A 13,681-nucleotide genomic window follows, 5' to 3' on the forward strand; every position below is an offset into this window, starting at 1 on the left:
GGTAGCCGATGAACAGCGCCTTGAACATCAAGGTCGGATCGAGCGGCGGCCGGCCATTGTCGGCGCAGTACAGCGGCGCCGTCAGCTCGTGGATAAAGGAAAAGTCGATCACGCGGTCGATCTTGCGCAACAGATGATCAGCCGGAACAAGCTGATCCAACGTCACCATCTCGAGCGCGGTCTGTTCAGGGGCGGGTCGCTTCAACATGACCCAGTGAATCAAAAACCCTAGGCAAAAGCCAGGGGTTTGTCAGCAGTCTGAACGCCGCCCATCGGGCGGCGTTTTTCGTTTACAAGGCGGAAGGCTCCGGGCTGAGTTCCCTCAGCCTGGATGAATTCATTCAGCCGATGCGATCGCCACTTTTCGGATCAAACAGATGCAGCGACGCGGGATCGGCCGCCAGCCGCACCATGTCGTTGGGCTTCACGCCGCTGCGGCCCATGGCAAAGACGCAAAGCTGCTGGCCGGCCAGTTTGACATAGAACTGCGTCGACAGGCCGAGCGGCTCCACCACGCCCACTTCGCCTTGCAGGGGGCCGTCATCGGCCAGCCGGATATGCTCGGGGCGCAGGCCGACGGTGATGACGTCGCCATCCCTGAGCGGCAGGCCGTCCGGCAGCCGAAGCTTCTGGCCATCGGACAACACGGCGTCCACCTTGCCGCCCTTCTTCACCGCCGCCGGCAGGAAATTCATCCCAGGCGAGCCGATGAAGCCGGCGACGAATATATTGGCCGGCCTGTCATAGAGATCGAGCGGCGCGCCGACCTGCTGGATCAGCCCGTCATGCATGACGACGATGCGATCGGCCATGGTCATCGCCTCGATCTGGTCGTGGGTGACGTAGACAGAAGTGGTCTTCAACTGCTGGTGCAGTGCCTTGATCTCGGCGCGCATATGGACGCGCAATTTGGCGTCGAGGTTCGACAGTGGCTCGTCGAAGAGAAAAACCTTGGGATCGCGCACGATGGCACGGCCCATGGCGACGCGCTGGCGCTGGCCGCCGGACAATTGCCTGGGCAAGCGTTGCAGGAACGGGTCGAGCCCCAGCCGCTTGGCCGCACCATCGACGCGAGCATCGATCGCCGGCTTATCGGCCTTTCGCAGCATCAGGCTGAAGCCCATGTTCTTCGATACGTCCATATGCGGATAGAGCGCGTAGGACTGGAACACCATGGCGATGTCGCGGTCCTTGGGCGCCACGTCGTTGACCAGCCGCTCGCCGATGCGGATTTCGCCGCCGGAGGCTTCCTCGAGCCCTGCGATCATGCGCAAAAGCGTGGACTTGCCGCAGCCGGACGGTCCGACCAGCACGACGAACTCGCCATCGGCAATCTCAAGATCGACCGCGTGCAGGACGCGCACGGCGCCGTAGTCCTTACGAACCTTTTCGAGTGTAACAGAGGCCATCGATCTATCCTTTGACGGCGCCGGCGGTCAGGCCGGTGACGAGATAGCGTTGCAGGAAGGCGAAGAAGATGCAGACCGGGATCAGCGCCAGGATCGACGCCGCCATCATCTGCCCCCAATCGACGGCGAACTTGCCGATGAAGGTGAGCAGGCCGACGGCGAAGGTCTTCTGGTCGTCGCTGGAAATCAACATCAGCGCGAACAACAGTTCGCTCCATGCGGCGGTGAAGACGAAGCCCAGCGTCGCGCCCATGCCGGGCAGCGTCAGCGGCACGATCACCCGGCGCATTGCCTGCGCGCGGGTGCAGCCGTCGATCATCGCCGCCTCCTCCAGATCCTTCGGGATGCCATCGAAGAAGGACTGCATCAGGAAGGTGGCGAAGGCGGTGTTGAAGGCGGTGTAGATGATGATCAGCCCGGTCAGGCTGTTGATCAGGCCGATCTGACCCATCACGCGGTAGATCGGCGGAATGACCATCACCAGCGGAAAGGTCTGGGTCAAAAGGAGCAACAGCGCCAGTGCAGCCTTGCCGCGAAAGGTGAAGCGCGACATGGCGTAGCCGGCGAGCGTGGCGATGACCGTGACCAGGGCCGCCGTCGACACCGAGACGATGACGCTGTTGAGGAAATAGCGTGGGAAATCGGTGGCTTCGAGCACGGTGACGAAGTTCTGTAGTGTCATGTGCGACGGCCAGAAGGTGATGCCTTCGGAATAGAGCAGCCGCTCAGGCGTAACCGAAATCTTCAGCGTCCAGTAGATCGGGAACAGAGCGAAGACCACATAGGCGGCGATCGCGGCGTACAGGCCGATGCCGCCGAAGAAGCGCTGCGGGGCTGAGCGTCCAGCGATCATCAGGCGTGTCTCACAAGCGAGCGGCGGATGGCGATCAGCACGATCGCGTAGGCGATGAGCAGGACGAGCAGCAGCACGGCCACAGCCGAGGCATAGCCCTTGTCCAGCGACTTGAAGGCGCTGACATAGATGTAGACCGGAACCGTGTTGGTCGAGCCGGCCGGTCCGCCCTCGGTCATGACGAAGATCAGGTCGGCGAAGGTGGCGATCCAGATCGTGCGCAGCATCACCGTGATGGCGATGGTCGGCGCCAGGAACGGCAGTGTCACCTTGGTGAAGCGTTGCAACGGAGAAGCGCCGTCGATCGCCGCCGCCTCATGCAGTTCCGAGGGGATAGACTTCAGCGCCGCCAGCAGCGTGATGGCGAAGAACGGAATGCCGAACCAGACATTGGCGATGATCGGCCCCCACATGGCGGTGGCCGGATCGGAGAGAACGTTGGTCGGTTCGGCTTTCAGCCCCAGCGCGAAAAGCCAGTGTGGCAGCGGACCGACGATCGGGTTGAACAGCCAGGCCCAGGTCAGGCCCGACAGGAAGGACGGCACCGCCCAGGGCAGGAAGACCAGCGCCTGCACCACCTTGCGGCCCCAGAACGGCTTGTCGAGCAGCAACGCCAGGCCAAGACCGAGGAAGAACTGGAAGAACAGGCTGGTCACCGTCCACCACAACGTGTTGATCAGCGCCTGGCCCAGCACCTGATCCGACAGCATCGCCTGATACTGCCCGAGCCCGACATATTCGGATTTGAAGGCCGAGAATTTGCGGAAGGAGTAGCTGATCCCGATGACCAGCGGCACGAGCAGCACCACGACCAGCAGGATGATCGCCGGGCTGAGATAGAGCCAGGGCTCGATCGTCGCGTGGGAGAGCCGCTTCTTTCGCGGCCTCCCTGCGGATCGAATTTCGGATACGGCATAAGTCATTGGCTGTGGGCGTCCTCTGGGAGCGCGGCGTTGGCGACAAGCGTCCTTCTCCCCGTTTTACGGGGAGAAGATGCCGGTCCACCCTCCGCAGCTGCAGCGCAGCTGCTGCGGGGGACGGGCAGGCGGATGAGGGGCGGCGCCAGCTTCCCAGAACACAGCGCTGCCCCTCATCCGGCCCTATCGGGCCACCTTCTCCCCGTGAACGGAGAGAAGGCAAAAGAGGCGCTTACTTCTTGTTCTTCGCCAACCAGTCCTGCTGTTCCTTGGTCAGGAAGGCAGCCCATTGGTCGGCGACGTCCTTGGCCGTCTTCTGGCCAAGCAGCACTTCCTGGAAGTTCTTGATCGCCACCTGGTCGACGAAATTGCCGAGGTTTTCCAGATGCGTCGGCGGCGTCACCATTTCATATTTGGAACTGTCGCTCAGCTCCGTGAACCAGCCCTTGAACTGCTCGGTCTTGAAATGGGGATCCTGCTCGGCGCCCTTGTGGATCGGCACGACGCCGACTTCCTTAGCCCATTCCAGATTGTCCTTCGGCGAGAGCAGCGTTGCCATCAGCTTCCAGGCGTCGTCCTTGTGCTGCGAATTGGCGAACATCGCCCAACCAGCATAGCCCAGCGTTGGGTAGGATTTGCCGCTCGGTCCGACCGGCAGCGGCGCCACGGCGAAGTCGTCGGCATTCATCTTGTCGGCGATGCCGAGCAACGCGTCCGGATCCTGGTTGAGCATGGCGCAGGTGCCGGAATAGAAACCGGTGACGGTCTCATTGAAGCCCCAGCTCACGGAATCCTTCGGCGCAAGACCGTTCTTGTACATGTCGGCCAGCATCTGCAGGCCCTTGACCGAGCCCTCTTCATTGATGGTCGAAGTGCCGTCCTCGTTGAAATAGCCGCCCTTGCCGGCAGCGATGTTCATGAACATGTGCATACCGTTGAAGGCGCCCGGCCCGCCGCGCAGGCAATAGCCATACTTTCCAGGGATGGCGGAGATCTTCTTGGAATCGGCGACGAAATCGTCGAGCGTTGCCGGCGGGCCGTCGAGACCGGCCTCCTTGAACAGCTTCTTGTTCCAGAACAGCGCGTTCACATAGTAGCCATAGGGGATCATGAACTGGGTGTTGTTCACGGTCGAGCCGAACTGCTTGGCGCGGTCGCCGAGCGTCTTGGCGTCGTCCCATTTGGCCATATAGGGGCCGAGATCCTCGAGTTGGGCGTTGTTGGCATAAAGCCCCATCCAGCGTTCCGGCATCTCGACCACATCGGGCGTATCGCCGGCCTGCACCATGGTGAGGAATTTTTCGAAGGCCTGGCCCCAGGGCAGCGAGACGAGCTCGACCTTGACGCCGGGATTGGCCGTCTCGAACTCGGCGATCTGCTTTTTCAGGAATTCGGTGCGTGGCGGACTGGTGATCACCTCGACCATTTTCAGGGTCGAATCGGCCAGCGCGCCTCCGGCGGAAATCGCCAGCCCCGCGACGGTGGCAAGCATGACGGTCAGTTTTTTCATGTTCAAGACTCCCATTTTGAACCCGCTTGTTATTTTCTGGCTTTTTCGAAGGCCTGGGCGACATCCGCCCAGAGATCCTCGACACTTTCCAATCCGACATTGAAGCGGATGGTTCGGGGGCTGACGCCGAAGCGCGCCATCGAATTCAGTCCCGGCGTCTGTTCCAGCGACGCCTTGGCCGGCACGACCAGACTCTCATGCCCGCCCCAGCTGACGCCGATGCGGAAATATTTCAACGCGTCGACGAAGACGGGAATGTCGATATCCTCGGTAACCTCGAACGAGAACAACCCGCCATAGCCGGCAAGCGTCGCCTTGCCCGGATGGTTCGAATAGACAGGGTGGTTGACCCGCTCGACATTGCCATGCGCCTTCAGCCGCTCGGCGATGGCAAGCCCGCTCTTCATGTGGTGCGGCAGGCGCAGCGGCAGCGTGCGCAGGCCGCGCAGCAGCAGCCAGGCCTCGAACGGCGACAGCTTGCCACCGAGATAGGAATAGGTCTGCTCGTTGATATGCTTGATGTGCGCGGCCGAGCCAGCCACCACGCCGGCAACGGTGTCGCTATGGCCGCCGAGATATTTCGAGGCCGAGTGCAGCACGAGGTCGACGCCGTGCGAGATCGGCTTCTGGAACACCGGCGTCGCCCAGGAATTGTCGATGGTGGTGACGATGCCCTGTTCCTTGGCCAACCGGGTCAGATGCGGCAGGTCCTGGAGTTCGAACACCATCGAGGTTGGGCTTTCCAGGTAAAGCAGCTTGGCGCCGGGCAATGCCCCCGCGACCGCATCCGGGTCGGAGCCGTCGACATAGTCGACCTTGATGTTGAGCCGCGGTAGGAGGCGTTCGAACAGCCGGTAGGCATCGCCGTAACAATTGCGCACCGCAACGATGCGCTCGCCCGCTCCGACGAAGGCAAGCACGGTTGCGCTGATCGCCGCCATGCCGCTGGAGAATCCGCGCGCGGCCTCGGCGCCTTCGAGCGCCGCGACCCGCGACTCGAACTCCATCACCGTCGGATTGTCGCCGCGCGAATAGATCGGCTGCTTTCGTTTGCCGGCAAACGTATCAGCCATTTCGGCATAATTGGCGAAGGTGAACAGTGAGGTCTGGTAGATCGGCGGCACGACGGCGCCGCCTGGGAACGGCTCGTCATGCGCCAAAAGCGTCGCCGCCTCGGCGAGATAGTCTTGATCGAAACCGGCTGGCTGCTCGTTCATCTCAGGTCCGAAGTTTGAGTTTGGCCGCACCGCGCTTCAGGTCGTCCTCGACGGTGGCGATGAGCTTCAGCGCCTCGGCGCGGGCGCCCCGTGGATCGCGTGCCGCGATGCATTCGTAGATGGTGCGGTGATAGGGAAAGCTGGCATGGCCGAAATCGCGCACGCCGAGCGGATGCTCCCAGAAGCGATGGAACAGTTCGTGCATGGCGGCGATGATCTGTTCGAACAGCGGATTGCCGGAGACCCGGTAGATCGCCTGGTGGAATTCCCAGTCCTCTTCCGATGACATGCCGTCAAGGGTGCGAAACGCCTGCTCCATGATATCGAGCTTGCGTTCGATCTCGGCAATGTTGGCCGGGCTTGCCCGCTCGGCGCACAGCGCCGCCGCTTCCGCTTCCAGCGCGCGGCGGATTTCCAGCGTCTGCATCAAGCTGGTGAAGTCATTGCCGCCCGCCAGCGTCAGCGGCAGATGCAGCATGTCGGGCGAGACGGCCGCCTTGAGATAGGTGCCGCTGCCTTGCCGTCGTTCGACCAGGCCCAATCCTTCCCACCGCGTCAGCGCCTCGCGCACCGTGTTGCGGCTGACCTTGAGCCGTTCTGCCAGGATGCGCTCGGTCGGCAGTCGCCCACCAGGCTGCAGGGCCTCGGCGCGGACGAAGCCCACCAATGCCTTCAGCACGGCGTCGTCACGCGCCGTCGTCTGAATGGGTGGCAGGCTGTTCTGGTCCACACTTCCTCCAAATGGTCCAATGGTCCAACCAATTTCTGCACAGATGGGCCCTCCTGTCAATCGCTTGTCAGGAGGCAACCAGTCTTCAGCCTGTGGAAGGTTATGACGCGCTGCGTTCAAAAGGATACCCGGGCGCGGCAGCCGGTCCGAACCATCTTGTCAGCGCATCGGCCAATCCCTGTTGCGTCCCAATTCCGACCCAAGCCACGTATCCATCGGGCCGGATCAAAACCGCGTCGGGTGCAGCGACCGTTCCCAGTACAGGAAGCTCCCAGGCACCGGCATACCCGGCATCGATATGCCGGATCCGGTCGATCCAAGGCGCGGTGTCCAGCCTGCCTGGTTCACCGAAATTGAGGAGCAGCGGCCGCGCGTCGTGAAGCAAGGTAAACAGCCGTAGCGGCCCGTTGGCGGTGGTGAGGTCGAGATCGGGCATGCGCCGCCCAAGCAGCGCGTGCCCTTCCCCGAGGTCGTAGTGGACACCCAGGCCGGACATCTCCGCGGCGATCCGTTTGCGTGGCCCGTCCATGGCGAGCAGCTCGGCAAAGGTATCGCTCAATGCCTTGGTGCGTGCATCCATACGACGAAGCGCGACCTGCGCGAGCGCGTTGCGCAGCACGCGGGCGGCGACCGGATGGCGTTCGGCATGGTAGCTGTCGAGCAGGCTGTCCGGTGATACCAGCTTGATCACCTGTGCCAGTTTCCATCCGAGGTTGACCGCGTCCTGCACGCCGATGTTGAGGCCCTGTCCGCCCATTGGGGGATGGACGTGCGCGGCATCGCCGGCCAGCAGAACACGTCTGTCGCGGTAGGCGGCAGCCTGGCGCGTCATGTCGGTGAACCGCGAAATCCAGGTCGGACTGTGGACCCCGTAATCGGTGCCATACACTGCGACGAGTGCCTCGCTGAGATCGCGCAGTGTCGGTTCGCCACCAATGGTCAGTTGCCTCTCGGTCAGCACGACACCCACCCGGCCACTTTCCTCGATCTTGCCGATCGCATGAATACCGTAGGCGTCGCTGCGAAAGCCCAATGCAGGTTCCTCCGCCATCTCGACCTCGGCGATCATCCAGCTCATCGTTGGATCCCATCCGTCGAACGCGATGCCCGCCGCCTTGCGGATCATGCTGCGTCCGCCGTCGCAGCCGACGAGATACTGCGCCCTCAGGCACTGGCCACCGGACAGATCGACGTCGACGCCACCATCACCCTGTGCGAAACCCGTGACATCCTGTCCGCGATAGATCGGCACCCCCAACTCGCTGATCCAGTCGGCCAATATCCGCTCGATATGGTTTTGCCGCAGCGCCAGCAGATAGTTGTGCCGCGTGGGAAAATCGCTGATGTCCAACCGGATCATGTGAAATCCCACGGACGGCGATGGCTGTCCCTGCGAGAGGAACCGGCCGGCAATTCCGCGCTGGTCGAGCACCTCGATGGTGCGTGCGTGCAGGCCACCCGCCCGCGAACCGATGAGTTCCTGATTTGGCCGCCGCTCGACAATGGCCACATCGACGCCAGCCAAAGCGAGTTCGCCGGCCAACATCAACCCGGTCGGACCGCCTCCGGCGATCACCACCGCATGGTCCCGACGCACTTGACCTCTTGGCAACAATTCCGGCATTTCGCCACTCCCGTTTCCGTTAACCTGGGTCGCGGTTTTACGGGAACAGCCGGGTCTTGCCGCAAGCCCCTTGTGCGCCATATCTATGAAATGGAGGGGGTAGCTTCTCTCCGTCCCCTTTTGTGAACGGCAGCGAAAAGTCACGACCTTGCGAAATGATAGCACGCGAAGTGCAACTGAAGCCGTTACAATCCAGGTTCAGACCCTGCCGCGCACAAAAAAGCCCCGGCACTTCCGGGGCTTGACGCAGATTCCTAATGTCATATCGGAAAAAGGGGGCCGGTCGGCGTTTGGCAGCGGTACGAGGAGGCCACTATGTGCCAGCGCCGGCCGGCCGACCCCACGGACCCAGGAGATGCGGCGGACCTGAGCATCATGGGGTATTCCTGAGGGACCGAGCCGGCGATCTACCCTCGTGCCGGCTCGTCTTGGCCTGCACATTTACGCAAGAGCTTATGAAAATCAACAGTTTCTTAACCAAGGCTCGCGAATCGCTTGGATTAAGGTAAATGGGTAACCCTGTTGGGTTGACCGGATAATCCGGCCCGGACCGTCAGGCCGCCTTGGCAACGACGCGGTTGCGGCCGCCGCTCTTGGCTTCGTAGAGCGCGAGATCGGCGCGCTTCATCAGCGCCGCCACCGTATCCACGCCCTTCAGCACCGATGACACGCCAACGCTGACGGTGACCTCGATCGTCTTGCCGTCGGCACCGATGGCGAACGGCATCTGGGCGATTTCGGCGCGGATGCGCTCGGCCACTTTCTCGGCAACGGTGCCGTCGGTGTCCGGCATCACCACCACGAACTCCTCGCCGCCGAACCGGCAGGCAAGGTCGATACCTCTGACGTTCTTGCGCAGCCGCCGTGCGAATTCGCGCAGCACATCGTCGCCGCCGTCATGGCCGTGCGTGTCATTTATTGACTTGAAGCGGTCGAGATCCGTGATCATCACCGACAGCGGCCGGCGCCGCGCCACGGCGCGGTCGAACAGCGTCTGCAGATGGCTGTCGAGATAGCGGCGGTTGTGCAGACCGGTCAGGCCGTCGGTCACGGCCATTTCGATGGTCTGGGTAACGCTGGCGCGCAATTGGTCGTTGTAGCGCTTGCGGCGCACCTGGGTGCGCAGCCGCGCCGTCAGTTCCTGCTGGTCGATCGGCCGCATCAGATAGTCGTTGATGCCGAGTTCCAGCCCTCGGATGATGCGCTCCTCCTCGCCCTCCTCCGCCAAAAGGATGATCGGCACGAAACGGGTGCGGTCGAGCGAGCGCAATTGCGAGCAGAGCCTGAGCGGATCGAAATCGGCGAAGGCCGTCGAGATCATCACGCATTCATAGGGCGTTTCGGCGGCTTGGAAGAACCCGGCATGCGGATCGCCGGTGACGTCGAGGTCGGCCCGGTCGCGCAACATCTTCTGGATGCGCTCGACCGACGATTTGCGCTCATCGATCAAAAGCACTTTCGGCGTCGTGTCCTCGGACGCGAAATTGCGGCTCAAAAGTTCTTCGATGCCGATGTTGCGTGTGGTCGAGGCGCGCAGCCGAAGCTCGTCGGTCAACGACTTCAGGCGGACCAGGCTCTTGACGCGCGTCATCAGCTGCAGATCGTTGACCGGCTTGGTCAGGAAATCGTCGGCGCCGGCCTCCAGCCCGCGCACGCGATCGGAAACCTGGTCGAGCGCCGTGATCATCACCACCGGAATGTGCGACGTCGCCGGATCGCTCTTCAGCCGCCGGCAGACCTCGAACCCGTCCATATCGGGCATCATCACGTCGAGCAGCACGACGTCGACCTTGCCGTTCTCGCAGGTCTCGATCGCGTCGGGCCCGTTGGTGGCGGTCAGCACCTCGAAATATTCGGCCAGCAGCCGGACCTCCAGCAGCCTGACGTTGGCAGGGATGTCGTCGACGACGAGGATCCGCGCGGTCATTTCACAAGGCTCCGGCTCGGCTGGAAGGGAACATCAGGCATCGCCCAGATAGGATTTGATGGTTTCGATGAAGCGCGGCACCGAGATCGGCTTCGAAATATAGGCCTCGCAGCCGCCCTGGCGGATGCGCTCCTCGTCGCCCTTCATCGCGAAGGCAGTCACGGCAATGACCGGGATGACGTGCAGATCGTCGTCCTCCTTCAGCCATTTGGTCACTTCCAGCCCCGACACTTCTGGCAGTTGGATGTCCATCAGGATGAGGTCCGGCCGGTGTTGGCGCGCCAGGTCGAGCGCTTCCAGACCGTTGCGGGTGCGCACCGTCTCGTAACCGCTTGCTTCGATGAGGTCCCGAAAGAGCTTCATATTGAGCTCATTGTCCTCGACGATCATGACCTTCTTAGGCATCGAAATCCCGTCCCGGCCGTCCTCCGCCCGGAGGTGGCCGTCATGCGCTCTTTCCTTGGACGCACCAAACCCTGCTTCACGATACGGCAATATGATTGACGAAACGGAAACCCGTAGCCTGCAAAGCAGCACGAATTCCGCCGCGCCTCCCGCGCATCCAAAAGGCGCGCCGCGCTCTAATGGCTTGCCGCGGCCAACTCTTGCCATTACTGCGGGAGAGACTCATTCCACACACCGAAGGTAGTGATGGCAAACGCAGCGTCAATGCGCGAAGAGGCCGAAACCATTGCCGTCAAGGCATTGGGCTTCGTTGCCGCCGATCCGGAGCTTTTACCGCGCTTTCTGGCGATCACCGGAATAGAGGCGCATTCGATCCGCCGGGCGGCCGGCGAGCCGGGTTTCCTGGCCGGCGTCCTGCAATTCATTCTCGCCCACGAGCCGACTTTGATGCGCTTCGCCGAGGAGACCGGCACGCCACCGGCGGCTGTCGGCAAGGCGTTGCGCGCCTTGCCGCTTGGCGATGACAATCACGAGCGTTCCACATGAGCGATGATCCCGAAACCGCGCGCCAGATCGAGGAACTGGCGGCTGACGACAGGCCGCTGCTCGTGCTCGACGTCGACGACGTGGTGCTCGAATTCATCCGCCCTTTCCCGCATTTCCTCAAGGCGCGTGGCTATGGCCTGACGCTGGCATCCTTCCGGCTGACCGGTAACATTGCCGAAACGGCCAGCGGCCGGCTGATCGAACAACCCGAAGTCGCGGCACTTTTGGGTGATTTCTTCGACGCGCAAGCCGATTGGCAGAGCATCACCGATGGAGCCGCGAAAGCTTTGACGGGGCTTGGAGACCGCGCGGAAATCATATTGCTGACGGCCATGCCACACAGGCATCGTGCCGTTCGCCGCGCGCATCTCGACGCCCTCGGGCTAAGCTATCCGCTGCTGACCACCGAAATGGCCAAGGGCCCGGCGGTGGCCAGGCTGCGCGGCAAGACCGGGCGGCCGGTGGTCTTCGTCGACGACCAACCGGCCAATCTGGCGTCGGTGCGGGAATCTGTCGCCGACGCAAATCTTTTCCACCTGATGGCCGACAATTCGCTGCGCTCGTTCCTGCCGTCGGTCCCGGACGATGTCATCGTCGTCCAGGATTGGCACCAAGCCGCGCCGAAGATCGCGGCCGCGCTGGGACTTCAGGCGCTTTGACGCACTCCCGCGCGGAAAACCGCTTTACACTTTTCCTGGAATTGGTCGAGGGCTGAAACCTCAAGGATTGAGCTTAGCCCCTGCCCCGCCGTTAGCGCTGCCGCCATTGTCACCGCCGCCATTGTCGCTACCGCCGCTCTCGTCGTCCGAGCCGTCACCATCGTCGACGCTGTCGTCCACCGCTGGGTCAGCGGGCTTCAGCATGACGCCGTTGACGGCGACCGAGCCGTCGGCCTTGGTGTTGATGACCCATTCCAGCTTGCCGTCCGGCAGCGTCTTGGCAAAACCCTTCGCCATGAGAGCGACAGGCACGTACTGCCCAACCTCCGGCTCCGCCTTCGCTGCTTCCTGCAGATGTTCCATGATCTTGTCGAAGCCGGCGACGTCGACAGTGAGATTTGCGTCAGGTTTCTGGCCGAAGCTTGTCATCTCGCCTTCTAGCGCGATTTCCATGTCCTTGTTCTTCACGGTGCTGTGGCCGATGACGACCTTCGGCGTCTTGGCAAGGAAGTCGGCTTTGAGCTGGTCGCCGAACTCGGCCGGCAGCGGCGGATCCTGATTGAGGTCAAAGGCTTCGATCGTCTTCTTCGCCATGTTGTAGAGATCGATGTTGGCGCCGCCGAAGTTCAGGTCGATATCGGTGGGCAGCAGCGCCACGCTCCAGCTCGGCAAGAGCTGCTGCGGCACGGTCAGCCCCGAAGCCTTGATGCCATAGTTGATCTTGCCGTTCTGGGCGACCCCGTCGGAACCGAACGCTACGCCGAACTGGGTTGCCCCGAACGTACCGATCGGGCTGTCGACCGCGAAATCCTTGAAGCCATAGGTTCCGTCGATACGCTCCCACACCGGAAGTGCTGCAAGCAGAAGCGACTTGAGCTGCGCCTGGTTTGCCTTCAGCGTCTTCTCGTCCTCATTGGCCACGGCAAACGCCAGCAGGTCGAGCAGTGGCTTGGTCTGCACACCCTTGCCACCGGCCTCCACAGTAAATTCCGGCGACTTCACGGTAACGGGAAAATTCAGCCCGTTCTCGGGATCATTGAATTTTATCGCTTCGACGAAGTTCGAAATCTTTTGCGACGTCGTGAAATCGACGCCGCCATTGGCCGCCTTGGTCGCGGAAAGCGTCACGGTGCCGGCACCAGCGCTCGCCTCCATCTGCTGCTTGCTATCCTGCGACGACATCGTCATCCCGGCAATCGAGCTCGTGGCGCTGGTGAAGGCCGCCAGCTTGGGGTCATAAACGCCGCTGCCCTTGCCGTCCTTGATCGAAAACCGCGTGCTTTGCTTTCCCTGGGGGCCGTTGAATTCGAAGGACGCGCTCTGCGAAAAATCCATCGAGACATCCCAGGACCCGTCACTGCGCGGCTTGACCAGCAGGGCGTAGGGCGCAAAGTCGAATTTCATCAGCTTCTGGTCGGGAAAGCTGCTGGCAAGCGCCTTGAAATCGAACACGATCTTGTAGGCGTCGCCTTCGGCCGAAACCTTCAGGATACCCTTATCGAGCGCCTGTTTGCCGACATAGCGGGACAGGTCATCGGACAATTGCTTGGCGCCCTGGCTGTCGACGGTCTGGCCGAAAGCAGGCGCACTGAGCAGCAGCGCGGTAAAGGCAATTGGCAACATACGGTTCACGGGAATTCTCCGTTCGGTCGAAGGCAAAATTCGTTTCGTATCTCTGGTAGGGAAATACCATCACGACTGCAAGACGATGACGGCCAGGCATTCGGCTTCAACACCAGCCGCATCAGCGGCGAATGGTTCGTCGCCCAGCCGCGCAATCTGGCACCGCTGCAGAATAAAGGATTCAGTTTCGCCCCGCTCCCCTTATTTCCTGATGAGCAAAATCACTTTGCCGCAAAAATACTATGCAACTGCAAGCTGAAG

General features: G+C 62.1%; 12 protein-coding genes and 1 pseudogene. 2 read left to right on the plus strand and 11 right to left on the minus strand.

Annotated elements, in window-relative coordinates; translation table 11 throughout:
* The 10 genes and pseudogenes from M653_RS01000000133120 to M653_RS0120320 form a co-directional block, all read right to left on the minus strand.
* A pseudogene (locus M653_RS01000000133120) lies at positions 1 to 208 on the minus strand (IS5/IS1182 family transposase); the annotation flags it as partial.
* A 133-nt stretch (positions 209 to 341) separates the two neighbouring features.
* The gene (gene ugpC, locus M653_RS0120280; protein WP_027144975.1) at positions 342 to 1,409 is read right to left on the minus strand and encodes a sn-glycerol-3-phosphate ABC transporter ATP-binding protein UgpC; all 1,068 of its coding nucleotides are present in this window, start codon (positions 1,407 to 1,409) and stop codon (positions 342 to 344) included.
* Positions 1,410 to 1,413: 4 nt separating this feature from the next.
* The gene (locus tag M653_RS0120285) at positions 1,414 to 2,262 is read right to left on the minus strand and encodes a carbohydrate ABC transporter permease (protein ID WP_027144976.1); all 849 of its coding nucleotides are present in this window, start codon (positions 2,260 to 2,262) and stop codon (positions 1,414 to 1,416) included.
* On the minus strand, positions 2,262 to 3,185 hold the full coding sequence (locus M653_RS0120290; RefSeq protein ID WP_027144977.1) for a sugar ABC transporter permease: 924 nt from the start codon (positions 3,183 to 3,185) through the stop codon (positions 2,262 to 2,264). Before M653_RS0120290 ends, M653_RS0120285 begins: the two co-directional genes overlap by 1 nt.
* Positions 3,186 to 3,411: 226 nt before the next feature.
* Complete coding sequence (locus tag M653_RS0120295) at positions 3,412 to 4,689, minus strand: sugar ABC transporter substrate-binding protein (protein WP_027144978.1); 1,278 nt, start codon at positions 4,687 to 4,689, stop codon at positions 3,412 to 3,414.
* Between the two features lie 29 nt (positions 4,690 to 4,718).
* Positions 4,719 to 5,906 carry a PLP-dependent transferase gene (locus tag M653_RS0120300; protein WP_027144979.1) on the minus strand — a complete coding sequence of 396 codons (1,188 nt, stop codon included), beginning with the start codon at positions 5,904 to 5,906 and terminating at the stop codon, positions 4,719 to 4,721.
* A 1-nt stretch (position 5,907) separates the two neighbouring features.
* Positions 5,908 to 6,636, minus strand: coding sequence for a FadR/GntR family transcriptional regulator (locus M653_RS0120305; RefSeq protein WP_027144980.1), 729 nt, complete (start codon positions 6,634 to 6,636; stop codon positions 5,908 to 5,910).
* A 100-nt stretch (positions 6,637 to 6,736) separates the two neighbouring features.
* Positions 6,737 to 8,260, minus strand: a complete 1,524-nt coding sequence (locus M653_RS0120310; RefSeq protein ID WP_032935689.1) for an FAD-dependent monooxygenase — start codon at positions 8,258 to 8,260, stop codon at positions 6,737 to 6,739.
* Between the two features lie 553 nt (positions 8,261 to 8,813).
* Entirely contained in the window at positions 8,814 to 10,187 is a 1,374-nt protein-coding gene (locus M653_RS0120315) for a PleD family two-component system response regulator (RefSeq protein WP_027144982.1), read from the minus strand.
* A gap of 33 nt (positions 10,188 to 10,220) precedes the next feature.
* Positions 10,221 to 10,592, minus strand: a complete 372-nt coding sequence (locus tag M653_RS0120320) for a response regulator (RefSeq protein WP_006334976.1) — start codon at positions 10,590 to 10,592, stop codon at positions 10,221 to 10,223.
* 246 nt (positions 10,593 to 10,838) lie between these two features.
* Here M653_RS0120320 and M653_RS0120325 point away from each other — a divergent pair, with 246 nt between their 5' ends.
* Together M653_RS0120325 and M653_RS0120330 are read left to right on the plus strand one after the other, a co-directional pair.
* The gene (locus M653_RS0120325) at positions 10,839 to 11,138 is read left to right on the plus strand and encodes a DUF3572 domain-containing protein (RefSeq protein WP_027144983.1); all 300 of its coding nucleotides are present in this window, start codon (positions 10,839 to 10,841) and stop codon (positions 11,136 to 11,138) included.
* Positions 11,135 to 11,797 (plus strand): hypothetical protein, encoded by a 663-nt coding sequence (locus M653_RS0120330; protein ID WP_027144984.1) that lies wholly within the window; start codon positions 11,135 to 11,137, stop codon positions 11,795 to 11,797. Before M653_RS0120325 ends, M653_RS0120330 begins: the two co-directional genes overlap by 4 nt.
* A gap of 60 nt (positions 11,798 to 11,857) precedes the next feature.
* On the opposite strand, the gene M653_RS0120335 is transcribed toward M653_RS0120330, so the two are convergent.
* Positions 11,858 to 13,420: a hypothetical protein gene (locus M653_RS0120335; RefSeq protein WP_245262243.1), complete on the minus strand. Its 1,563-nt coding sequence runs from the start codon at positions 13,418 to 13,420 to the stop codon at positions 11,858 to 11,860.
* Positions 13,421 to 13,681 lie beyond the last annotated feature (261 nt).

This window comes from Mesorhizobium sp. WSM3626 (assembly GCF_000513935.1).
Lineage (GTDB): Bacteria > Pseudomonadota > Alphaproteobacteria > Rhizobiales > Rhizobiaceae > Mesorhizobium > Mesorhizobium salmacidum.